The sequence below is a fragment of the Enterobacter sp. SLBN-59 genome (genome assembly GCF_024807915.1).
GTDB classification, from domain to species: Bacteria; Pseudomonadota; Gammaproteobacteria; order Enterobacterales; family Enterobacteriaceae; genus Enterobacter; species Enterobacter asburiae_B.
Map to the genome: position 1 here is coordinate 952,408 of NZ_JANUFI010000001.1, position 21,827 is coordinate 974,234.

The following is a 21,827-nucleotide window of genomic DNA, read 5'->3' on the forward strand; positions in this document are numbered from 1 at the left end:
GGATTATTGCCCGAACGTGAGCAAGACTTTGCAGCACTGCCGCTGGTCTTTCTCAAACAGTTCAATGGCGTCTGTTACATGGTGATAGTCAAAGGCATGAGTGATCAGTTTTTCCGGGTCGATCAGCCCTTTTTTCAGCCAGTCGATGACGACCGGGAATTTGTTGGCATTGAGGCGCGAGGAGAAGATCGCCAGCTCTTTGCCGGTGATGCCCTGCTGGACAATCTGGCTCGGCTCGCTGGAGAACCCCATCAGCACGATGCGCGCCGCCGGAGAGGCCAGGGTAATCGCTTCCTGCAAAATCGACGGATGACAGGCGGCATCAATGATTAACGTCGGTTTGATGCCCCTTTCGTCCAGCGCGGCCTGCAGCGACCGCTCGCCGTTATTCAACACCCAGTCCGCGCCGCTGCGCTGGGCCATTTTCAGGCGTTCGTCGATGCGGTCAACCACGATAACCTGCTTCACCTTATAGACGCCCTTCAGCGCCTGCACGGTGACCAGCCCCATCGGCCCTGCGCCGTAAATCAGCGCGACGTCCTGCTCGGTGGGGTTGGCCTGCCCCGTCACGTTGGCGGCGATGGTGAAGGGTTCCACCATGACGGCGTGCCTATCAGGAATGTCATCCGGAATAGGCCAGGCATTTTTAGCGGGTACCGCCGCGTATTCGCTGAAGCCCCCGTCGCGGTGTACGCCCAGCACCACCAGCGAGGTGCAGACGTTCGGTTTTCCGACGGAACACGGATAGCAGTGTCCGCAGCTGATCACCGGATCGACCGAGACGCGCTGGCCCAGACGGGCACTGTCGACCCCCTCGCCTACGGCGTCAATCACGCCAAAAAACTCGTGGCCGATCGTGCGTGGATATTTCGCAAACGGGTTATGGCCGCGATAGATGTGGCTGTCCGAACCGCAGATCCCCGCCAGCGTGATTTTGACGCGAACTTCACCTGCACCTGGCGCCGGGAGTGGCCGCTCTTCAATCACCAGTTCGTTCGGCTGTTGAATCACTACGCTTTTCATCGTTCGCTCCTCGTTTACCAGTTCCACAGCGTGCCGTCCTCAAGACGGGCCACCGGCAGATAGGCCGGATCGTACGGGTATTTCGCCGCCAGTTTTTCATCAAACTCGATGCCCAGCCCCGGCCTGTCGCCCGGATGCATATAGCCGTTATCAAAGCGCCAGCTGTGCGGGAAGACTTCCAGCATCTGTTCGGAATAGCCCATATATTCCTGGACGCCAAAGTTTGGCACCCACAGGTCGAAATGCAGCGCGGCGGCGTGGCATACCGGCGAGAGATCCGACGGGCCGTGCGAGCCGGTGCGCACCTGGTAGAGCGAGGCAAAGTCCGCGATGCGACGCATCCCGGTGATCCCGCCCGCGTGGGTAATGGTGGTGCGAATATAGTCGATGAGCTGCTCTTCGATGAGCTGCTTGCAGTCCCAGATGCTGTTGAATACTTCGCCCACGGCAATTGGCGTGACGGTGTGCTGGCGAATGAGGCGGAAGCAGGCCTGGTTTTCCGCAGGCGTTGGATCTTCCATCCAGAACATGCGGAATTCCTCGATGCTCTTGCCGAATCGCGCCGCTTCGATTGGCGTCAGGCGGTGGTGCATGTCATGCAGAAGATGTTCATTGAAGCCGAATTTACTGCGCACCGCGTCGAACAGCTTCGGTGTGAAATCGAGGTATTTTTCGGTGGACCAGAGCTGCTCTTCCGGCCAGTCGCCTTTGGTCGCAGGCTCGTAGGCCAGCCCTTTACCTTTAGCCATCCCGTAGGTGGTTTTCATGCCCGGCACCCCGCACTGCACGCGGATCGCCTTGAAGCCCATCTCTTTATGGCGGGCGTAATCTTCCAGCACGTCGTCAATGGTGTGACCGGTCGTGTGGCAGTAAACCATCACGCCTTCACGGGATGCGCCGCCCAGCAGCTGGTAGAGCGGCATGTTGGCCGCTTTGGCTTTGATGTCCCACAGCGCCATGTCCACGGCGGAGATGGCCGACATGGTGACCGGGCCGCGACGCCAGTAGGCGCCCTTATAGAAAAACTGCCAGATGTCTTCGATACGGTGCGCATCGCGGCCAATCAGCTGCGGGCAGAGATGGTCTTTCAGGTAGGAAGCCACGGAGAGTTCACGCCCGTTTAGCGTGGCGTCACCGAGTCCGACAATACCCTCGTCGGTGGTGATTTTAAGGGTGACAAAGTTCCGCCCCGGGCAGGTAACAAACACGTCAGCCGCGACAATCTTCATAGTTCCTTTCCTTACATCATTCGTTGTGATGCTGGAAACTTACCCACTAACCAGACTACCATACAAGTATAATAATCATAAAATCCGCTAACGATCACAAAACCGGGGGCTCAGGCCCGCCCCCATCCCGCCACAATAATCAGCATGCCGCACAGGGCAATCAGCGCGCCGGCCCAGTCGTACGCGCTGAGCTTGACGCCGTCCACCACGCGTAACCACAGCAGTGCGGTACAGACATAGACGCCACCGTAAGCGGCGTAGACGCGGCCGCTGGCAGCCGGATGCAGCGTTAACAGCCAGACAAAGAGGGCCAGCGCGACGCTTGCCGGGATGAGAAGCAATACGGATCCCCCCTTCTTCAGCCAGAGCCATGGCAGGAAGCAGCCGATGATTTCGCATAGCGCGGTGGCAAAAAAAAGCAGCGTCGTTTTGAGCATATTTCACGTCAGGTGAGGATTTATTTAGACATCATACCTGATGATATCCTTTACTTTTCCATACTTGCACCGCGGGTATGACGTCTTTTCGCTTTGGTGTAGAATCTGTTCGGGGTAACTTGATTATCTGCACCCGTTTAAAAGGAAACGCTATGACCACATTAAGCAAACGCCTTTGTCTGACAGCCCTGCTGGCGCTGTCATCGTTCGCCTTTGCCGCCTCTGCGACAGCGGAAACCAGCAAGCTCATTATTGAGTCTGGTGACAGCGCGCAAAGCCGCCAGAACGCCGCTATGGACAAAGAACAATGGAATGACACCCGCAGCCTTCGTCACAAGGTCAACAAACGTGCTGAAAAAGAGTGGGACAAAGAAGATGTCGCTTTTGACGCGCGCGATAAGTGTCAGCAAAGTGCAAACGTCAACGCCTACTGGGAGCCAAACACCCTGCGCTGCCTGGATCGCCGCACTGGCCGCACGGTAGCACCATAATGTCGGCGCCCTGCGACGTTAAGCTCCGTCCGCTGGAGCGTGAAGACCTGCGCTTCGTCCACCAGCTCGACAATAACGCCAGCGTGATGCGCTACTGGTTCGAAGAGCCGTACGAGGCTTTTGTTGAGCTGTCCGATCTCTACGATAAGCACATTCACGATCAGAGTGAACGTCGTTTTGTGGTGGAGTGTGAAGGCGAAAAAGCCGGTCTTGTGGAGCTGGTTGAAATCAACCATGTTCACCGCCGGGCGGAGTTTCAGATCATTATTTCCCCTGAGCATCAGGGAAAAGGCCTTGCCTCACGGGCAGCGAAGCTGGCAATGGATTACGGATTCAACGTTCTGAATCTCTACAAGCTTTACCTGATTGTGGATAAAGAGAACGAGAAAGCGATCCATATCTACCGCAAGCTGGGCTTTATGGTGGAAGGCGAGCTGATTCACGAGTTCTTTATCAACGGCGAATACCGCAATACCATTCGCATGTGCATCTTCCAGCATCAGCATCTTGCCGGGCACAAGCCGTCAGGCGCCAGCCTGCTGAAACCGACCGCGCAGTAACCTGCGCGGTTTTACTCTCAGTAGTATTCAATCGTGTTTTTGATGGTGTATTTGTGCTCAACGGCAGGTTTGACGCTATCGTCCGTGATCGTCAGGTCGCAGCTCACCGGATTATTGTGTCGATCGTAGTCGCAGCTCTGCTTCACGTTGCCCAGCGGCTTATCATTCAACATGCTCACTGCCGAGTAATCCATTCTTTTGCGAACGTCTTTAGACGGCGTCGACTGGACGGACAGATGCTGATCCCCCGAGACGGTGGTTTTGCCCAGCGGGTAGCCATCCGCATCGTAGCGATACTTCACTTCCATCTCTTTGCCGTGCGCCGCCACCACAAAACCGTTGTCGTCGGTATCCCACGTTATCCCGGCTGACGGCAGTTCGGCCAGCTGGCATTTCCCCTGCAGCTTCACTTTTCGCTGCTGGGTTTCCGCATCAAGGTAGTAATTGGCATCCAGCACCAGCGCCACGCCGGTATTGGCCTCCAGGTCGTGCAGTTCCAGGGTATCGAAACACCCTTCCGCCGACACGGTGCCGGTCACCCGTTTGGACACTTCGCCCTTCTCGTTGAGCAGCGTCTGGGTGAAGTCTTTCACCGGGCCGCGCAGCGGATCAAAATCAAATTCGTTCGAGAAACTCGCCATCTCGGGCGTAAACGACAGCGGCGCGGAGCTGTTGTCGCACCCCACCAGTGTTGCTGCCAGTAGCGTTATCGCTGCGTATTTCTTCACATTTATTACCGTACAGGGAGATTATTCCCAATCATATTAGCAAATACAGTTGTTTACACGAAGCCTGCTAAAATTAATCTCTACACAGAGAAAAGGAGCTACAGATGAAACGGTTACCCTGGATTACCGCCCTGCTGTTAATGAGTGCCTCAACGGCCGCGCTGGCGGCACCGGATTCCTGCGAGCGCGTGAAAAGCGACATTCAGCAGAAAATTATCAACAACGGCGTGCCTGAATCAGGTTTTACGCTGAGCATTGTGCCAAACGATCAGGCTGACCAGGCGGGCACTCAGGTGGTAGGCCACTGCGCCAACGACACCTTTAAAATTTTGTACACCCGCACAGGCAACGGGGCTGCTGAAGCGCAGTAATTTACCCTCAATCCCCTTTGATTTGATGAGGATTAAGATTTAATACCCCCAAATCAGTAACACTCACCCCATCATTAGCCCGGTTATCATTTCGGGAAAAATAATACGTAATTATAATGATGGGGTGAGCCATGTCCGATACTGAACATCACGGCGGAATTAGCCGTCGAACTCTCGTGAAATCTACGGCAATAGGGTCTCTGGCGCTGGCCGCCGGTGGGATCTCACTTCCTTTCGGCTTAAAAAGCGCCGCCGCGGCGGTGAAGAACGCCGTTCAGCCTGCTGAAGATAAAGTGGTGTGGGGCGCCTGCTCGGTCAACTGCGGCAGCCGCTGCGCGCTGCGTCTGCACGTCCGCGACGACGAAGTGTACTGGGTCGAAACCGATAACACCGGCGAGGATATTTACGGTAACCATCAGGTGCGCGCCTGCCTGCGCGGACGTTCAATTCGCCGTCGAATCAATCATCCTGACCGTCTCAACTACCCGATGAAACGCGTGGGCAAACGCGGTGAAGGCAAGTTCGAGCGCATCACATGGGATGAAGCGCTGGACGCCATCACCGCCAGCCTTAAAAACGTGGTCAGCAAATACGGCAACGAAGCGGTGTATATCAACTACTCCTCCGGGATTGTCGGCGGCAATATCACCCGCTCCTCCCCTTACGCTTCGCTGGTGGCGCGCCTGATGAACTGCTACGGCGGTTTCCTGAGCCACTACGGCACCTACAGCACGGCGCAAATCGCCTGCGCGATGCCCTACACCTACGGCAGCAACGATGGCAACAGCACCTCGGATATTGAAAACAGCAAACTGGTGGTGATGTTCGGCAATAACCCGGCGGAAACCCGCATGAGCGGCGGTGGGATCACCTATTATCTGGAGCAGGCCCGCGAGCGATCCAATGCGCGCATGATCGTCATCGACCCGCGCTATACCGATACGGCAGCCGGACGCGAAGATGAATGGATCCCGATCCGTCCGGGTACCGATGCCGCGCTGGTGGCGGGAATCGCGTGGGTATTGATCGACGAAAACCTGGTCGACCAGCCGTTTCTGGATAAATACTGCGTGGGCTATGACGAAAAAACGCTGCCGGAAGGCGCGCCCGCTAACGGCCACTACAAAGCGTACATTCTCGGCCAGGGCGATGACAACACGGCGAAAACGCCGAAGTGGGCCTCACGCATCACCGGCATTCCCGCGGATCGCATCATCAAACTTGCTCGTGAAATCGGCTCCGCGAAACCGGCCTATATCTGCCAGGGCTGGGGACCACAGCGCCAGGCGAACGGCGAGCTGACGTCCCGCGCCATCGCCATGCTGCCAATCCTCACCGGAAACGTCGGCATCAACGGCGGTAACAGCGGCGCGCGCGAGTCGACCTACACCATTACCATCGACCGTATGCCGATACCGGATAACCCGGTCAAAACGCAAATCTCCTGCTTCAGCTGGACGGACGCCATCGCCCGCGGACCGGAGATGACCGCCCTGCGCGACGGCGTGCGCGGTAAGGATAAGCTGGACGTGCCGATTAAGTTCATCTGGAACTATGCGGGCAACACCATCATCAACCAGCACTCTGATATCAATAAAACTCACGAGATCCTGCAGGACGAAAGTAAATGCGAAACGATCGTCGTCATCGACAACTTCATGACCTCGTCAGCGAAGTACGCCGATATCGTGTTGCCGGACCTGATGACCGTCGAGCAGGAAGACATTATTCCTAACGATTACGCCGGGAACTTGGGCTATCTGATTTTCCTCCAGCCCGTGACCGCGCCGAAGTTCGAGCGTAAGCCGATCTACTGGATGATGAGCGAAGTGGCGAAACGCCTCGGGCCGGATATCCTTCAGAAATTCACCGAAGGACGCACGCAGGAACAGTGGTTGCAGTTCCTGTATGCCAAAATGCTCGAGAAAGACCCTAAGCTTCCGTCCTATGACGAGCTGAAAAAAATGGGCATTTATAAGCGTAAAGATCCGAACGGACACTTTGTGGCCTATAAAAAATTCCGCGAGAACCCGGAAGCCCATCCGCTGAAAACGCCATCGGGCAAGATTGAGATTTACTCCAGCAAGCTGGCGGAGATTGCGGCTACCTGGGAGCTGGAAAAAGATGAGACCATCAGCCCTCTGCCCGTCTACGCGTCGACCTTTGACGGCTGGGATGCGCCCGAGCGCGCGCAGTTCCCGCTGCAGCTGTTCGGCTTCCACTTCAAGGCCCGTACCCACTCGAGCTACGGTAACGTCGACGTGCTGAAAGCGGCCTGTCGCCAGGAGGTGTGGCTTAATCCTGTCGATGCTGCAAAACGCGGCATCAAGAACGGCGATACGGTGCGCGTATTTAACGATCGCGGCGAGGTGCGAATTGAAGCGAAAGTCACGCCACGCATCATGCCCGGCGTGAGCGCCATGGGCCAGGGAGCGTGGCATGATGCCAATATGAATGGCGATCGTATCGATCACGGCTCATGCATCAACACGCTGACGACCCATCGACCTTCTCCGCTGGCAAAAGGCAACCCGCAGCACACCAATCTGGTGCAGATTGAGAAGGTGTAGAGGGTGAAACGCGAGACCCTGGTTTATTCTGTGGTCACTATTATCGGTTAACACAGTCGCGCGGGCGTCATCCGCGCGAGCAAGGAAAGTTTAATGAAAGACGTCTCACATCGTGAATCGTTCGCGTTCAGCGCCCGGGTGCTGGGCGCGCTGTTTTATTTCGCTCCCGACAGCGAGCAGGCCGCGCCGCTGGTGAAAGCGCTCACCGCTGGCGAATGGGTTCAGGACTGGCCCCTGCCTTCGGAAACGCTGCAGCCCGTTGCCGATACGTTTGCTTCATCTTCCGATGAGTCGCTGGCGGACGCCTGGCAACGGCTGTTTATTGGTCCGTATGCCCTGCCCGCTCCGCCGTGGGGTTCCGTCTGGCTGGACCGTGAATCCGTATTGTTTGGCGACTCGACCCTCGCGCTGCGCCAGTGGATGCGGGAGAACAATATCGCGTTTGAGATGCAGCAGAATGAGCCGGAAGATCATTTCGGTGCTTTGCTGCTGCTCGCAGCGTGGCTGGCCGAGAACGACCGCGAAGCGGAGTGCGATCGGCTTCTGGCGTGGCACCTGCTGCCGTGGAGCACCCGCTTCCTGTCGGTGTTTGTCGACAACGCCGGGCATCCGTTTTATACCGCGCTGGGCAGGCTTGCGCAGCTGACGCTCGCGGACTGGCGATCCGGGCTGCTTATTCCGGTTACGGAAAAGACGCTGTATCGCTAAGGGTGTGGCTTGCTCGCGGGTGGCGGGCAAGCCTTTAGCTTATACCTCGCCACCTGATTCACTCGCACTCTCCTTGCTTTGAATGAACCGAAGTGCCAGATAGAGGTCTGGCGCCAGAATCATGTCATCATCATTCATCGTTGGCCGGCTATCTTTAAACCAGCGCGTTAATTCCGTTTTTCTGCCCGCAAGGATTAACGTAATCTCTCGACCTTTCAGATCGCGCTTTAACTCATTTATGGTTGCCAGAACGCTGATATCTGAATAGGTGAAGCAAGCAACGGCATCAATGACCACCCATTTAGGCTGTACTGCTGCACCATCAACCAGGTTCAATACCCGGCGTTTAAAATAAGCCACGTTAAAATAGGTCAACGGTGAGTTAAATCGATACATCAGCACGCCCGGGACCATTTTAATATCGGTTGTATTACCTAATGAGTGAATCATGCCATCGTCGTCAGTTCCCAGTAAGTGCTCAGAGGGACGAAACACCGTACGCAGGAACTGTAACAGGCCAAGCAACACCGCAAGGCCGATCCCCTGGATAACGCCGATAATTAACACACAGCCAAACGTGAAAAAGGCCAGGCGAAATGCCTGTTTATTTCTTCGCCTCAGATTCCACAACCCGCGCAGATCAATTAATGACCAGGATGCGTACATCAGAACAATTCCTAATGCAGATACCGGAATAAATTGTAATGGCTGAGTGAAAAACACCACTACGATACCGATGAGTAAGGCTGCGACGATGGAAACCAGCTGACTTTTCCCACCCACTGAATCATTAACCGCGGTACGGGAATCGGCACCACTGATAGCAAACCCCTGAGATAATCCCGACATGAGGTTTGCAATACCCAGCGCCCGGAACTCTGCATCAGCATTAATTTCATAGCCATTTTTCGCGGCGAAACTGCGGGCGGTCAGCATCAGGCTGACAAAACTGACCAACGCCAGGTTCAGCGCCGGGATCACTAAATCACGCATCGGACCGGGCTGGAACGCGCCCCAGTTAACGACGGGTAAACCAGGCTGGAAGCCTTCCCCCCCAATAGTGGCAATACCGTACTGTTGCGCAGATGTCGCCCATACCAGTAACGTTGTCATCACAATGGCAATCAACGGTGCTGGCCAGTGGCTGCGATACGTTTTGATCGCCATTAAAATAATTAACGTTAAAAGCGATATCCCAACGGTTAATAAATGGCTGTCTGAAAGACGTCCTGGCAAGGCCATTATTTTCTCAATAACCTGCGCTTCGTCGAGTTTTATCCCCAACACCTTGCCTAATTGCCCAACAATAATCGTCACGGCAACGCCATTAAGCAAACCCGTAAGGATGGGATGTGAAAGCAGATCGGCAAGTGCGCCCAGGCGGAATTTACTGGCAAGCAGACACCACCCGCCCATCATCAACGTCATGATAATGGTCAGCTGCCAGTGCAGTTCGGGATTACCTGCAGAAAGAGGAAACACGACGGCCGCAATAACCGCGCAGGTCGTGGCATCAGGGCCCACAATAAGCTGACGTGAAGAACCAAAGAGTGCATACGCTATCATCGGTAAAACGCAGGAATAGAGCCCCACTATTGCCCCAACACCCGCCAATTCAGCATAAGCAATAGCCACCGGAAGCGCTACAGCCGCAACGGATAACCCGGCTTTAACATCATTTTTTAGCCAGCTTTTATCGTAGGCTAACAAAGTTTGTAAACCTGGCATGTAGTTTAACAATTGTTTTCCGAACACGTTGTTCTCCGGATAGGAATATTAGCCACGTCATGCTGGCACACTTCTCAGTGAGGTTCTGGCTTTCAAATGCTCCGGATTAAGGCCGCCACTGTTCAGAATCTAATAACAGTTCAACTATTTATTATTCTGACTGGTGTTAAACATAGTTCAAAAACGACCGCTTGTGACTATTCTTCGTCTGAGAACGTATCGGCTTCAGGAGAATAATGCTGACAAACGCATGCCAGCTTATGCCCGTCAGGATCGCGCAGATAGGCAACATAAAAATCGGGGCCGTATGCGGTTCGTGTCCCGGGCATGCCTTCACTCCTCCCTCCCGCAAGAAGGCCTGCTGCATGGAAACGTCTGACAAGCTCCGCGTTAGCTGCACGGAATGCGAACATTGTCCCGTTTCCCGCCGTTGCGGGTTGTCGGTCAAACGGAGGACAAATGCAGAAGCTAAACCCTTCATCTGGATTATTTTCATCTCCCCACATTGCCCAGTTCTCTGTCCAGGCAGGCAAACGTGAATAGCCAAGCACGTTAAAAATCGCGTCATAAAACGCCGCGGCGCGCTGAAGATCCTTTGTACCTATAGTGATATAAGTCAGCAGCTTGTCACATCCTCTTTGCCGTTTTCTGAACAGCGATTATACCTCTGAGGTTATGATTTTAGTGGCGGTAAAAGGCTGATTTTCACTCCTGTAAGCGCGTGAGGTAAGGGTTCGCAGAACATGTCCTATCGTAATTTCAGCCCCCAATCCGTGACGTGAATATCTCGAGTTTTGGTATGTATGCTAAAATTTATCCAGCTGAAGACCGAAAACAGTCCTTATAATTTCAGTACGTTAGCCAAAGTGAGCGAATATGGATAATATTCCACATAAGCAGACAGTTCGGAAAAGATGCCCCACATGGCTGTGGTGCGGAAGTTTTTATCTTTTTACGTTGTATTGCTCTGCAGATGAAATAAATCTGTATTCAATAAACACCGGCTCATACGTTTATCATCTGACGCATAATCGAGGACAATACACGGAGAACTTTGAAAATAAGTTCATATCCGTGGAGAGGAAATTATCGGATACGTCGAAATACAGTCTTGTGCTAGGGACAATGAAAAACAGCTTTAATGACAGATGCCTGGCTGCCGGCGTAAGAAGAGACTGGGCTGGATGGGATAACGGTTGGGTTTTTAAAGGAATCTATGGATATGTAGGTGAATTTTTCTTTGATACTTTCGATGATTGTGGTGACCATGGTTCATACCATGATTTTAAAAAAGCAACAGGGATAGGATTTTCGCCCTATATATATCATGGGTTCCAGTATAATTTTACGTCTTATTTTGGAATGGATGTGGGCATTATCATACCTTCCGTGTTTGTCATTACGGCACAATGGAGCTTTAGATAAATCCGTCAACCACGTGTGCAGTGCTGTCACTGTCTGCAAAGGGAACCGCCCCGCCATCTCAACCGGAGCGGCTTTAATTACCGCAAGTGCCTGCTCAAAACGTTAAGCCACCGCAGCCAACATCAAAAACTGTACGTCACCTTCAAACTCCCCGTGGGCGATGTTTTGCGTTGCACAATGGGGCTATCACCCGCATCCCCCGTCAGCTGCGTCACGCCCGCTGAGGCAAGGACGCTCCAGCGCGAGGTGAGCCTGTGGGTCCAGTCAAGATTCATCGTCCAGGCATAAATACCGGCTCCGGCGTCATGTCGGGCAAAGCCCGATGCGCTCGACTGAGCGGCGCTGACCCCATAGTAGGTCTGCATATACTTGTCGGATCCCCAGCTGCCGGTCAGCGCCAGCGTCACCTCATTTTTGGGTGAGGTATAGAACGGGCTGGAAATGCCGAAATGAATCGCTTCACCGTTGTCCCTCTCAGAAACCGGAACCTCTGCCTGCAGCTGCAGGTGAAGCCAGTCGGTCACCCTGTACTCAAGCCCTGGCACAACGATTGCCGAGCCTTTTATCTCGCCCATTCCTCGCAGCTCGTCGCTGCCGGAGCTGATCGAATCGCTGCTCACGTCTTTATCTTTACGGCCAACTCGATAGCTCAGCGCGGCGCTGTAATCCAGGTTGCCGATGTTGTTGCCGTAACCGATCCCTCTCGTGGTGCCGATAAAAAAGCCGTTTGCCATGGCGTACTCCACCACCTGAGCCGCACTGACGCGGGTTTTATCAGAACCCGAGTAGCGCGACGCGACGTCCACGCCGCCCCCCAGGGTTAAGACGTTACCCTGGCTCTGTTCTGCCGCCAGTACGGGCGTAGCCAGTAACGCCAGAACGACGCCCGGCACGATGTTTTTCAGGCTGCGGCCCGGAAGTAAATGGGGGAACGTATGACGCAGTTCGATGTTTCTCATTAAAGAAGCCCTTCTGGATTCAAATGATGACGATGCATGCGGTTAACCGCCAGAACGCCCATTTTGAATACCGACCCTAAGGTTCTTATGAGCCGAACATGAAGAAACACTGAAGCGCGAGCAGACGCTGTAAACCGGGCAGGTTTCCTGATACCGTTTTTTTCTTAAGAAGTTCTTCATTCACGGTTGATACAGTTACCAGTGTGAAAATTCTACTAATCGAAGACGACCTGGATCTCGGCAACGGCGTACGTATCGCCCTCTCCGATCAAGGGTTTGACGTCATATGGGTTCGCCGCAAAGAGGATGCGCTGCATCAGCTGGACGTCTGCGTGCCGGAACTTATTTTGCTCGACCTGGGGCTGCCCGACGGTGACGGCATGAGCCTGATGGCGCGTTTGCGTCAGCAGCTTAAGGGGATCCCGGTCATCATTCTGACGGCGCGAGGCACGCTGCAGGATCGGCTGTGCGGGCTGGATGCGGGTGCAGACGACTATCTCGTCAAGCCATTTATTCTCGCCGAGCTGCTGGCGCGGGTGAGAGCCCTGGCGCGGCGCAGCTACGGTTTCGAAAATGAGGCGATAGAAATCCGAGGCTTATCGCTTCATGTTCCAACGCGTCGCGTGACGGTGAGCGCGCGCCACGTAGACCTGACGGCGAGTGAATATGCGCTGCTGGAAACGCTGATGCTGCGCGCTGACCGCGTGATTACGCGACGGTTTCTGGAAGAACGGATATTCGGCAACAAAGAGAACCTCAGCAATGCGCTCGATGTGCATATGGGAAATTTGCGGCGAAAAATCGGCGACGGCTATGTGCGAACAGTGCGGGGCGTCGGGTATGTCATTGATACCGTCTCAGTCCAGAAGGTGACAGGGTAATGCAAAACGTCTGGTACCACCTGAGACGCCCAACGCTGGTACGGCGAATTATTATCGCCCAGCTGCTGCTGCTTACCCTGCTGTGGTGTCTATTTTTAACCTTTATTCTGTGGGAGGACCTGCGCAGCCCTCCCATCCTTACGGGCAGTCATACCTACGACACCCTTTTTACCCTGGTCGAGCGGATGGACGAACACCCGCAGGATCGCACCGCGGTGCTGGAAGCCTTTAGCAAGGCGCTCCGTGAAGGCTATGGCGGCGGCGAAGACCCCGCGCTGTCAATCAACTTCATCGTGCGCAAAAATAACGCGATTATTTTTTCATCGCCTGATGCGCCAACGGGGGTAACCAACACCCGGTTTGGGGAAATGCAGCGTGTTCAGAGCGATGGTCGTACCTGGACCAGCCGAACCCTTAAATCCGCTCATTCCGACGTGGAGGTCACCCTTTTCACCCCGGCCGGCGGCTGGAACTTCTTTATCTACCTGAACTCGCGCGGCTACTACATCATGCCGCTGCTGGTCTGCTTCCCTTTTCTTCTGTTTCCCGCGTGGCTGTCAATCCGCATTGCGATGCGCCCCTGGAACAAGGTGGTCAATGAAATTACGTTACGCACGCCTGACGATCTCTCCCCTTTAAAAGCCGTTCCCGGACACAGGGAGCTTCGCCAGATGGCGGATGCGATCAATGACTTCCTTGCCAGGGTGCGTGAAAGCGCGGAAAGGGAACGGGTTTTCATTGCGGATGCCGCGCACGAGTTGCGTACGCCCCTCGCGGCGATGCGCATCAACGTGGAAGCGCTGCAGTCCTGGGTCATTAGCGAGAGCCAGCAGGAACTGCTTGCGGGGGTGATTCGCAGCAACAGCCGGGCAGCGCGTCTCGTCAACCAGCTGCTGCTGATGATGCACAGCGAAGCGCGCATTGATACGGAAATGGAGACCGTGCCGCTGACGACGCTCATCCAGGAGCGAATGGCCGAGCTGGAACCGCTGGCGTCTGCGCGCAGGATTGAGCTGGAATTCTTCGCCGAGGATGACATCTGGATCCCCGGCGTCAGGGAACGCCTGGTGTCGCTTATTGATAACCTCATTGAGAACGCCGTGAAGTACAGTCCCGAGCGCGGGCGGATTCAGGTCGATGTCTGCATAGCAGATGGCTTCGCGCGGCTTCGCGTTTCAGATGCAGGGCCCGGTATTCCGGTTGAACTGCGCGAGCGCGTGTTCGACCGGTTTTTCCGTGACCCCAATCAGGTGCAAAGCGGGAGCGGGCTGGGGCTTGCCATCGTCAAAGCGGTGGCGCAGCAACACAACAGCAGCGTAAACCTGAGTACTTCCGCTGAAGGTGGCCTGATGGTGACGGTTGACTTCCCGAACCGCACGTTTTGCTAAATCAGAACAGGGGGTTCGATCGCAAATGCCGCAGATTGCTTCAAAATAATTACCGTATTTGTTATATTGTTGTTTATTGCTTATTCACCTCTGCGGTGCCAAAAAGAACAAGATTCACCGCAACCCAGGACAGAAAAATGTTAGATTACCGCTTCCCGACAGCTTTGCAGATGGTTCTCAGCGTAGCGATGGCGGAGCAATTGGGTGAACGTTCCACGAGTGCGATTCTGGCCTACGGCCTGGAAGCGAACCCGAGCTTCATCCGCAAATTGATGGTTCCGCTGACGCGTGACGGCATTATCGTCTCAACGCTTGGCCGTAACGGCTCAATTCATCTTGGTCGCCCGCCGGAAGAGATCACCCTGCGCGACATCTACCTTTCGGTTATCGAAGATAAAAAGCTGTGGGCGTCGCGCCCTGACGTGCCGGCCCGCTGCGTGGTCAGCGCTAACGCCTGCTGGTACTTCAAATCGATATCCGAAGAAGCCGAGGAGGCTTCGTTAGCGGTACTGGCCCGCCATACCGTGGCCAGCGCCCTTGAAGCGGTCAAAAACGCCGATAGCAGCGGATGGGATCCGCTCCCGGACCTTATTGCCCAGTATCAAAAAACGTCTTAGCGAACTTGCCGGGTGGCGCTGCGCTAACCCGGCCTACATTCAGATGTAAAAAAACCGCCTTCACAATGAAGGCGGTTTTTTATTATCTGCAGCGTTCCTACGCGGGCAGAACGTCCCTTTCCTCTTTTTTCCCGCGCGTCACGAACTTACGCAGCGTCACGTAAAACACCGGCGTCAGGAACAGACCAAACAGCGTCACGCCCAGCATCCCGGAGAAGACCGTGATCCCGGTGACGCCGCGCACTTCTGCGCCCGCGCCGTGGCCGAGGATCAGCGGAATAGTCCCGGCAATAAAGGCGATGGAGGTCATCACAATCGGACGTAAACGCAGGCGGCACGCCTCCAGCGCGGCTTCCATAATGCCTTTGCCCTGAATTTCCAGCTCGCGGGCAAACTCCACGATAAGAATCGCGTTTTTACACGCCAGCCCCATCAGCACCACCAGCCCCACCTGCACGAAGACGTTGTTATCGCCACCGGTCAGCCAGACGCCAAACAGCGCGGAGAGCATGGTCATCGGCACGATGAGGATCACCGCCAGCGGCAGCGTCCAGCTTTCATACAGCGCCGCCAGGACCAGGAACGCCAGTAGCACCGCGACCGGGAAGACGATCAGCGCCGTGTTGCCCTGCGTCGCCTGCTGGAAGCTCAGGTCCGTCCATTCAATGTTCATCCCGTTTGGCAGGATCTGCTTAGACATGGCATCCAGCTGCGTCATCGCCTGCGAGGACGAGAGCACGCGCGGGTCGGCATCGCCAATCAGATCCGCCGCCGGGTAGCCATTGTAGCGGATCACCGGATCCGGGCCGTAGGTGGTCGTGATTTTCACCATGCTGCCAATCGGCACCATTTCGCCCTGACTATTACGGGTGCGCAGATTCGCAATATCTTCAACGCTGTCGCGGAACTGCCCGTCGGCCTGCGCCATCACGCGCCAGGTACGACCGAACTGGTTGAAGTCATTCACGTACGACGAGCCCAGATAGGTTTGCAGCGTACCGAAAAGATCGGTCAGCGATACGCCCTGCGCTTTCGCCTTGTCACGGTCGACCTGCACGTCCAGCTGCGGAACGTTAGCCTGGTAGGTTGAGATCGGGAAGTGCATTCCCGGGGTCTGCATAATCGCGCCGGACATGGTGTTCACCGCGTTTTGCAGCGCGCCATACCCCAGACCGCCGCGGTCCTGGATGTACAGAGAATAGCCCGACCCCTGACCCAGCCCTAAAATCGGCGGCGGCAGGATGGAGAAGCCAAAACCTTCCTGAATTTGCGCGATTTTCGCGTTAATCTCCGCGTTTATTTCCGCCGCAGTATGTTTGCGCTGGTCGAACGGCTTCAGGCCAAAGAAGACCGTCCCGGTATTCGGCGTATTGGTGAACTGCAGCGCGTTCAGCCCCGGGAACGCAACCGCGTAATCCACCCCTTCGGTATTCATCCCGATTTCGCTCATTTTGCGGATCACCGCGTCGGTGCGCGCCAGCGACGAACCTTCCGGCATTTTCACGCCGCCAATCAGATACAGCTTGTCCTGCGTAGGAATAAACCCGCCGGGCACCGCTTTAAACATCACGCCTGCGGCACAGAGCAGCAGCAGATACACCACAAATACCGAGCCGCGCCGTCCCAGCGTTTTGCCCACCAGCCCCTGATAGCCGTTCGAGCTGCGGTGGAAAAAGCGGTTAAACGGACGGAAAATCCAGCCGAACAGACGATCGATAAGCCGGGTCGGGAAATCTTTCGGCGCGCCGTGCGGTTTTAACAGCAGTGCCGCCAGCGCCGGAGAGAGCGTCAGCGAGTTAATGGCGGAGATGACCGTGGAAATCGCGATCGTCACCGCAAACTGCTTGTAGAACTGACCGGTAACGCCCGAGAGAAACGCCATCGGCACAAACACCGCGCACAGCACCAGCGCAATCGCGATGATCGGCCCGGACACTTCGCGCATCGCCTGATGCGCCGCCGCAAGCGGAGCAAGCCCCTCTTCTATGTTTCGCTCGACGTTTTCCACCACCACGATGGCGTCGTCCACCACGATGCCGATGGCCAGCACCAGCCCGAACAAACTCAGGGTATTCAGCGAGAAGCCGAGCAGGTAGAGAATGCTGAAGGTACCCACCACCGAAACCGGCACCGCGATCAGCGGAATGATCGACGCGCGCCAGGTTTGCAGGAACAGGATCACCACCAGCACTACCAGCACCACCGCTTCCAGCAGCGTTTGCACGACCGCACGGATGGAGTCGCGCACGAAAACGGTCGGATCGTAAGGTGCCGCCCATTTCATGTCCGCCGGGAAGCGCGTGGACAGTTCGTCCATTTTCGCGCGCACCGCGTTAGACAAATCAATGGCGTTCGCCCCCGGCGACTGGAAGATACCAATCCCGACCGCGTCTTTATTGTTCAGCTGGGAACGCAGCGCATAGCTGCCGGACCCCATTTCGATACGCGCCACGTCGCGCAGGCGGACGACCGTACCGTCCTGCGTCGTTTTCAGGACAATATTGCCGAACTCTTCTTCGGTATGCAGACGCCCCTGGGCGTTAATGGAGATCAGGAAATCGCTCTCTTTCGGCAGCGGCTCGGCGCCAAGCTGCCCGGCGGATACCTGTACGTTCTGCTCCTGCATCGCCGTCACCACGTCCGACGCGGTCAGCCCTCGGGCCGCCACCTTGTTGGGATCCAGCCAGACGCGCATCGCGTATTCACCCGAGCCGAAAATCTGGATCTGGCCGACGCCGGGCAGGCGCGCCAGCTCGTCCTTCACCTTCAGCGTGGCGTAGTTACGCATATACAGGGAGTCGTACTTACCGTTGGGCGAAAACAGATGCACCACCAGCGTTAGCGTCGGGGACTGTTTCTGTGTGGTAATGCCCAGGCGCCGGACGTCTTCCGGCAGACGCGCTTCGGCCTGCGCGACGCGGTTTTGCACCTGCACCTGCGCCTGATCCGGGTCGGTTCCCGGACGGAAGGTGACGGTGGTGACCAGCACGCCGTCGGAGCCCGCGACGGACTTCATGTACATCATGTTCTCAACGCCGTTGATCGCCTCTTCCAGCGGCGTTGCCACCGTCTCGGCAATCACTTTCGGGTTGGCGCCCGGGTACTCCGCGCGCACCTGCACGCTTGGCGGCACGACGTCAGGATATTCGCTCACCGGCAGCAGCGGGATGGCGATTAACCCTGTGATAAAAATCAGAATCGACAGCACCGCGGCAAAAATCGGCCTGTCGATGAAAAAGCGGGAAAAGTCCATGGATGGATTCTCAGGTCAAGGGATCAGTTGAGGGCGCTGGTGGCGGTCATGGCAACGGTTTTCGCGTTAACCGGCATACCCGGCATAAACACTTTTTGTAAACCCTCGACGATGACTTTATCGCCAGGGTTCAGCCCCTGCCGCACGATGCGTAAACCGTCTGCCAGACGGCCCGGCGTAATGTCACGGCGCTGCGCTTTCCCCTCTTTATCGACGATATAAACGTACTTACGATCCTGATCGGTCAGCACCGCTTTGTCGTCGATAAGCGTGGCTTTGAACTCCGCGCTGCCCGGCAGGCGGACGCGGGCAAAAAGTCCCGGCGTGAACTGACGCTGGGCGTTATCCAGCAGCGCGCGCATGCGGATGGTGCCGGTACTCGGCGTCAGCTGATTATCAAGGAAGTCCACCTTGCCCTGATGGGGATAGCCCTCCTCGCCCGTCAGGCCAATCTCAACCGGAAGCGCCGTGTGATTGCTGGACGCCCCCTGCCCGCTGCGGGCCAGATTCTGGTAGTGAAGGTAGGTCGACTCGTCCACGTCAAAGTAGACGTAAACCGTCTTCTGCGAGACCAGAGTGGTAAGAACGCTGGCGGTGTCGCCCGCTGTCACCAGGTTGCCGCTGGTGATCAGCGCCCGGCTGGCGCGACCGTCGATAGGCGCGGTGACTTTGGTGAAGTCCAGGTTGAGCTGCGCGGCGTCCACTGCCGCCTGCGCGGCACGAATATCAGCCTGCGCCTGAGTGGCGGCCGAACGACGCTGCTCCCACTCTTCACGGGAAACAACGTTAGTATTGACCAGCTTATCGGTACGGTTAGCCTCACTTTGCGCCAGGCTGGCCTGCGTTTTAGCTCTCGCCAGGTTCGCCTGCGCCTGTTCCAGCGCCGCGCGATAGGTTCGGTCATCAATCGTGAACAGCACCTCACCCTTCTTCACTTCCTGGCCGTCGGTGTAATTCACTTTATCAATGTAGCCGGACACGCGCGGACGGAGCTGAACGCTCTCCACCGCTTCAATCCGGCCGTTAAAGCTATCCCACTGGCTAATGGATTTCACCACCACGTCAGCAGCGCTGACGGCGGGCGCAGGCGGCGCGGCGTTTTGCGCGACGCTGTTGTCGCATCCGACGAGCAGCACGGAGAGCAACATGACCCCCAGCGCGTTCAGATGAAAGTTACCCCAGGTTTTTTGCAGGCTCATTATTTTTATTCCGGTAATTGTCGCCGCCGGGCAAGACGCAGCAGGAGGCACTGCGCCACTTCCTTTGTCCGGTGGCTGTCTTAAGGCCATTTGTGTCGTTCATCGCCACAAAACTGTAACAGTTGCGAATACACTATCGCGGCGATTGTAGGAAGGCGCTTAACTAAGTGCAAGAATAATTGTTGCACTTTATGTGCTATTTGAGCGGATGTGAAAAGACCCGTTACGGTCAGGGATTTAAATGCAACAATAAAACTTGCAATTAATACAAAAACGCGCCACCTTTTAATGCAACAGATAAAGATACCTTTTGACAGGCCGCGTGGGGGTAACCAGATGAACACTGGCGCATTTATGCATGATTTACTCGACTGGATCGACAACAACCTGGATAGCCGTCTGGACATTGAGTCCGTTGCCAGGCGATCCGGCTACTCAAAATGGCACCTCCAGCGCCTGTTCAAAGAGCATACGGGCTATCCCCTCGCCGGGTATATCCGCGCGCAAAAGCTGCAAAAATCGGTTGAGCGCTTAACGCGCAGCGATGAACCGATTCTGAACGTGGCGATCGCGCTGGGCTTCGACTCCCAGCAGTCCTTCAACCGCAGCTTTAAGCGTCAGTATGGTCAGGCGCCCGGGGCGTGGCGGCGGAGTATGGGGCGCCCGGAATCGCAGCAGCTTTGCCAGTGATGCATATTTTGCTGCAACGTCGATCGGTAGCTGCTATACTGTATATAAATACAGTATAGCGAGGTGCACGATGGCTGTTGAAACAAAATTTGTTGTCGTAAGAAAAGGTGAAGAGAAAATGACATTTGCCAGTAAGAAAGAGGCTGACGCTCACGACAAGCTGCTCGATATGGCAGACGCGTTCACCGACTGGCTGTTGCAAAGCGGAATGCAGATGGATGAAACGCAGGCTGAAAATCTTGGCCTGTATCTCGCCGAGCAGAAAGAGACGGTGCAGCATATTCTGCGTACCAGCAAGCTTCCCGATCTCAATGCGCCAGCTGCAACGGATAAAACAGAATCCGATGCGGCTGACATGAAAAAAATCAGGGCCGTGAAAGCGGCCTGATTGTCAGAAAAATCATCTCCGATCCCGGCGCCGTAAGCAGATAACTGCTTACGGCTTTTTTAGCTGTCTGCAGGGTTCCGCTGCTGGTTGAGGGTAACGATGTCATTGTTTCATATTCAGAACATAAATAAGGAGATGACGTGCGCCAGGAAATGAAGGCGAAAATCATCAGGATCTGTGATTCAAAAATTGCCTCTTCATAAACCTCGTCTCAGCCCTGTAACACGCTAAAACGGGATGGCGGGTGAGGACAAAACCGGAATATGAAACCCCACCCGCTCGGCCAGGGCGAGAATACCTCTACCACAGGGCATGGCGACGCGCTCTGCATCCCGTCTCTCCCGAGAGGACAGGACGCCAGCTTACACGTCAACTTTTCGTTCAAAGCAGACATTTTTTCTACTGCTGCCCACTTTGCACTGTGTGTTCAATCGCTTAATGAGAGCGCCCGGCGTTTAGCGCGTTAGGTGCCAAATCAGCTCTATCGCAGCTGTCCGGGTTAATAATAGATCCTGTTATGCGCTCTGTAATAATAGATGCTAATCAGTTTATTCTGAGCAACTTTTTTCTTTTTACTTTCTTTTTATTAAAAAAAATTTAACATCACTTTCGCATTAGAGTGCAATCCTGTTACCTGGATAAACCCAGGGTAATAACGTCAAAAAAACGACAACCCTATCAGTCGCTTGTAACAATCACCTGACCTTTTAGGGGAAAAAGTACTAAAGTGGACTTTTTTTCTGAGTGTTTCTTTTTAATTGTAAGTAAAATTTGTCAACTTTTTAGTTGGCCGCAATTAATATTGCTCGCCGCAATATATCGGTGCCATTTTTATGGCGAAATATTATCTATGGTGCATTATGGCAAACGCAAAACAGCAGTCTCCAAATACTTTTAAACCAAAAATCAAGGCAATTAATATTGTTATTTTAGGCGCCCTTTATTCCTGGGGTTCCTGCGCATCTGCACAAACCATCAGTGCCGATACCGATGTTACCGGTCAAAATGTTACTGATGGCGTGCTGATAGACACTGCTGGTGTCACTGCCAATATCAATGGCGGTAGCAAAATAAGTAATACCCCGGATAAAAATGGTGTAACCATTAATCTTACAGATCCTACGAAAGGCGCAACACTGAATGTCAGCGGCGCAGGGACCACTATTTCTGGTGGAAAAATTG

Annotated in this window: 20 protein-coding genes; 11 read left to right on the top strand and 9 right to left on the bottom strand. The window is 55.1% G+C overall.

All coding sequences use genetic code 11. The features are described from left to right. Window positions 1-3 precede the first annotated feature (3 nt). The 3 genes from M2422_RS04425 to M2422_RS04435 all read right to left on the bottom strand — a co-directional run bounded on the left by M2422_RS04425 (window position 4) and on the right by M2422_RS04435 (window position 2,689). Window positions 4-1,023, bottom strand: coding sequence for a Zn-dependent oxidoreductase (locus M2422_RS04425; protein ID WP_064672412.1), 1,020 nt, complete (start codon window positions 1,021-1,023; stop codon window positions 4-6). A 14-nt stretch (window positions 1,024-1,037) separates the two neighbouring features. Then, window positions 1,038-2,252, bottom strand: coding sequence for a D-mannonate dehydratase ManD (gene manD, locus M2422_RS04430; protein ID WP_032657497.1), 1,215 nt, complete (start codon window positions 2,250-2,252; stop codon window positions 1,038-1,040). A 110-nt stretch (window positions 2,253-2,362) separates the two neighbouring features. Continuing rightward, the gene (locus M2422_RS04435) at window positions 2,363-2,689 is read right to left on the bottom strand and encodes a YnfA family protein (protein WP_021241222.1); all 327 of its coding nucleotides are present in this window, start codon (window positions 2,687-2,689) and stop codon (window positions 2,363-2,365) included. 152 nt (window positions 2,690-2,841) lie between these two features. On the opposite strand from M2422_RS04435, the gene M2422_RS04440 reads away from it, so the two are divergent. After that, window positions 2,842-3,180, top strand: a complete 339-nt coding sequence (locus M2422_RS04440) for a DUF1283 family protein (RefSeq protein WP_023311550.1) — start codon at window positions 2,842-2,844, stop codon at window positions 3,178-3,180. After that, window positions 3,180-3,740 (top strand): spermidine N1-acetyltransferase, encoded by a 561-nt coding sequence (gene speG / locus M2422_RS04445; protein WP_023311549.1) that lies wholly within the window; start codon window positions 3,180-3,182, stop codon window positions 3,738-3,740. Before M2422_RS04440 ends, speG begins: the two co-directional genes overlap by 1 nt. 17 nt (window positions 3,741-3,757) lie before the next feature. Here speG and M2422_RS04450 read toward each other — a convergent pair whose 3' ends face one another. Continuing rightward, window positions 3,758-4,468 (bottom strand): YnfC family lipoprotein, encoded by a 711-nt coding sequence (locus M2422_RS04450; protein WP_033145401.1) that lies wholly within the window; start codon window positions 4,466-4,468, stop codon window positions 3,758-3,760. A 104-nt stretch (window positions 4,469-4,572) separates the two neighbouring features. Between M2422_RS04450 and M2422_RS04455 the strand changes: the two genes are divergently transcribed. From M2422_RS04455 to dmsD, 3 genes are all read left to right on the top strand, one after another. Then, the gene (locus M2422_RS04455; protein WP_029739394.1) at window positions 4,573-4,839 is read left to right on the top strand and encodes a DUF1161 domain-containing protein; all 267 of its coding nucleotides are present in this window, start codon (window positions 4,573-4,575) and stop codon (window positions 4,837-4,839) included. 131 nt (window positions 4,840-4,970) lie between these two features. Then, window positions 4,971-7,409: a selenate/tellurate reductase subunit YnfE gene (gene ynfE / locus M2422_RS04460; RefSeq protein WP_064672411.1), complete on the top strand. Its 2,439-nt coding sequence runs from the start codon at window positions 4,971-4,973 to the stop codon at window positions 7,407-7,409. A 93-nt stretch (window positions 7,410-7,502) separates the two neighbouring features. Further along, on the top strand, window positions 7,503-8,117 hold the full coding sequence (dmsD, locus tag M2422_RS04465; RefSeq protein WP_064672410.1) for a Tat proofreading chaperone DmsD: 615 nt from the start codon (window positions 7,503-7,505) through the stop codon (window positions 8,115-8,117). A gap of 39 nt (window positions 8,118-8,156) precedes the next feature. Here the strand turns inward: dmsD and M2422_RS04470 are convergent, their stop codons facing one another. Further along, window positions 8,157-9,872, bottom strand: coding sequence for a SulP family inorganic anion transporter (locus tag M2422_RS04470; protein WP_064672409.1), 1,716 nt, complete (start codon window positions 9,870-9,872; stop codon window positions 8,157-8,159). Window positions 9,873-10,042: 170 nt separating this feature from the next. Further along, a complete protein-coding gene (locus M2422_RS23870) occupies window positions 10,043-10,468 on the bottom strand; it encodes a VOC family protein (RefSeq protein WP_074399120.1) in 426 nt (141 codons plus the stop codon). A 253-nt stretch (window positions 10,469-10,721) separates the two neighbouring features. Between M2422_RS23870 and M2422_RS04475 the strand changes: the two genes are divergently transcribed. Next, on the top strand, window positions 10,722-11,270 hold the full coding sequence (locus M2422_RS04475) for a hypothetical protein (protein ID WP_231113485.1): 549 nt from the start codon (window positions 10,722-10,724) through the stop codon (window positions 11,268-11,270). A gap of 122 nt (window positions 11,271-11,392) precedes the next feature. Here the strand turns inward: M2422_RS04475 and M2422_RS04480 are convergent, their stop codons facing one another. Then, window positions 11,393-12,229 (bottom strand): MipA/OmpV family protein, encoded by an 837-nt coding sequence (locus M2422_RS04480; RefSeq protein ID WP_064672407.1) that lies wholly within the window; start codon window positions 12,227-12,229, stop codon window positions 11,393-11,395. A gap of 203 nt (window positions 12,230-12,432) precedes the next feature. Here M2422_RS04480 and M2422_RS04485 point away from each other — a divergent pair, with 203 nt between their 5' ends. From M2422_RS04485 to M2422_RS04495, 3 genes are all read left to right on the top strand, one after another. Next, the gene (locus M2422_RS04485; RefSeq protein ID WP_048980503.1) at window positions 12,433-13,110 is read left to right on the top strand and encodes a response regulator transcription factor; all 678 of its coding nucleotides are present in this window, start codon (window positions 12,433-12,435) and stop codon (window positions 13,108-13,110) included. Next, window positions 13,110-14,498, top strand: coding sequence for a HAMP domain-containing sensor histidine kinase (locus M2422_RS04490; RefSeq protein WP_064672406.1), 1,389 nt, complete (start codon window positions 13,110-13,112; stop codon window positions 14,496-14,498). The genes M2422_RS04485 and M2422_RS04490 overlap by 1 nt, the downstream gene beginning before the upstream one ends. Window positions 14,499-14,635: 137 nt before the next feature. Further along, window positions 14,636-15,115, top strand: a complete 480-nt coding sequence (locus tag M2422_RS04495; RefSeq protein ID WP_029739386.1) for an Rrf2 family transcriptional regulator — start codon at window positions 14,636-14,638, stop codon at window positions 15,113-15,115. A 97-nt stretch (window positions 15,116-15,212) separates the two neighbouring features. Here the strand turns inward: M2422_RS04495 and oqxB are convergent, their stop codons facing one another. Together oqxB and M2422_RS04505 are read right to left on the bottom strand one after the other, a co-directional pair. After that, window positions 15,213-18,368 carry a multidrug efflux RND transporter permease subunit OqxB gene (oqxB, locus tag M2422_RS04500; protein ID WP_047061712.1) on the bottom strand — a complete coding sequence of 1,052 codons (3,156 nt, stop codon included), beginning with the start codon at window positions 18,366-18,368 and terminating at the stop codon, window positions 15,213-15,215. 23 nt (window positions 18,369-18,391) lie between these two features. Next, window positions 18,392-19,567, bottom strand: a complete 1,176-nt coding sequence (locus M2422_RS04505; RefSeq protein ID WP_023335530.1) for an efflux RND transporter periplasmic adaptor subunit — start codon at window positions 19,565-19,567, stop codon at window positions 18,392-18,394. 336 nt (window positions 19,568-19,903) lie between these two features. Between M2422_RS04505 and M2422_RS04510 the strand changes: the two genes are divergently transcribed. Continuing rightward, the gene (locus M2422_RS04510) at window positions 19,904-20,257 is read left to right on the top strand and encodes a helix-turn-helix domain-containing protein (protein ID WP_064672405.1); all 354 of its coding nucleotides are present in this window, start codon (window positions 19,904-19,906) and stop codon (window positions 20,255-20,257) included. Window positions 20,258-20,327: 70 nt separating this feature from the next. Beyond that, window positions 20,328-20,645, top strand: coding sequence for a YebG family protein (locus M2422_RS04515; protein ID WP_064672404.1), 318 nt, complete (start codon window positions 20,328-20,330; stop codon window positions 20,643-20,645). The last annotated feature ends 1,182 nt before the right edge of the window (window positions 20,646-21,827 follow it).

Excerpts from the sequence above, each read along its gene's own strand:
- M2422_RS04475 (WP_231113485.1), top strand. The coding sequence starts at position 10,722 with ATGGATAATATTCCACATAAGCAGACAGTTCGGAAAAGATGCCCCACA.
- M2422_RS04425 (WP_064672412.1), bottom strand. The coding sequence starts at position 1,023 with ATGAAAAGCGTAGTGATTCAACAGCCGAACGAACTGGTGATTGAAGAG.
- M2422_RS04495 (WP_029739386.1), top strand. The coding sequence starts at position 14,636 with ATGTTAGATTACCGCTTCCCGACAGCTTTGCAGATGGTTCTCAGCGTA.
- M2422_RS04515 (WP_064672404.1), top strand. The coding sequence starts at position 20,328 with ATGGCTGTTGAAACAAAATTTGTTGTCGTAAGAAAAGGTGAAGAGAAA.
- M2422_RS04505 (WP_023335530.1), bottom strand. The coding sequence starts at position 19,567 with ATGAGCCTGCAAAAAACCTGGGGTAACTTTCATCTGAACGCGCTGGGG.
- oqxB (WP_047061712.1), bottom strand. The coding sequence starts at position 18,368 with ATGGACTTTTCCCGCTTTTTCATCGACAGGCCGATTTTTGCCGCGGTG.
- M2422_RS04510 (WP_064672405.1), top strand. The coding sequence starts at position 19,904 with ATGAACACTGGCGCATTTATGCATGATTTACTCGACTGGATCGACAAC.
- M2422_RS04490 (WP_064672406.1), top strand. The coding sequence starts at position 13,110 with ATGCAAAACGTCTGGTACCACCTGAGACGCCCAACGCTGGTACGGCGA.
- speG (WP_023311549.1), top strand. The coding sequence starts at position 3,180 with ATGTCGGCGCCCTGCGACGTTAAGCTCCGTCCGCTGGAGCGTGAAGAC.
- M2422_RS04480 (WP_064672407.1), bottom strand. The coding sequence starts at position 12,229 with ATGAGAAACATCGAACTGCGTCATACGTTCCCCCATTTACTTCCGGGC.
- M2422_RS04435 (WP_021241222.1), bottom strand. The coding sequence starts at position 2,689 with ATGCTCAAAACGACGCTGCTTTTTTTTGCCACCGCGCTATGCGAAATC.
- ynfE (WP_064672411.1), top strand. The coding sequence starts at position 4,971 with ATGTCCGATACTGAACATCACGGCGGAATTAGCCGTCGAACTCTCGTG.
- dmsD (WP_064672410.1), top strand. The coding sequence starts at position 7,503 with ATGAAAGACGTCTCACATCGTGAATCGTTCGCGTTCAGCGCCCGGGTG.
- manD (WP_032657497.1), bottom strand. The coding sequence starts at position 2,252 with ATGAAGATTGTCGCGGCTGACGTGTTTGTTACCTGCCCGGGGCGGAAC.
- M2422_RS04455 (WP_029739394.1), top strand. The coding sequence starts at position 4,573 with ATGAAACGGTTACCCTGGATTACCGCCCTGCTGTTAATGAGTGCCTCA.
- M2422_RS04440 (WP_023311550.1), top strand. The coding sequence starts at position 2,842 with ATGACCACATTAAGCAAACGCCTTTGTCTGACAGCCCTGCTGGCGCTG.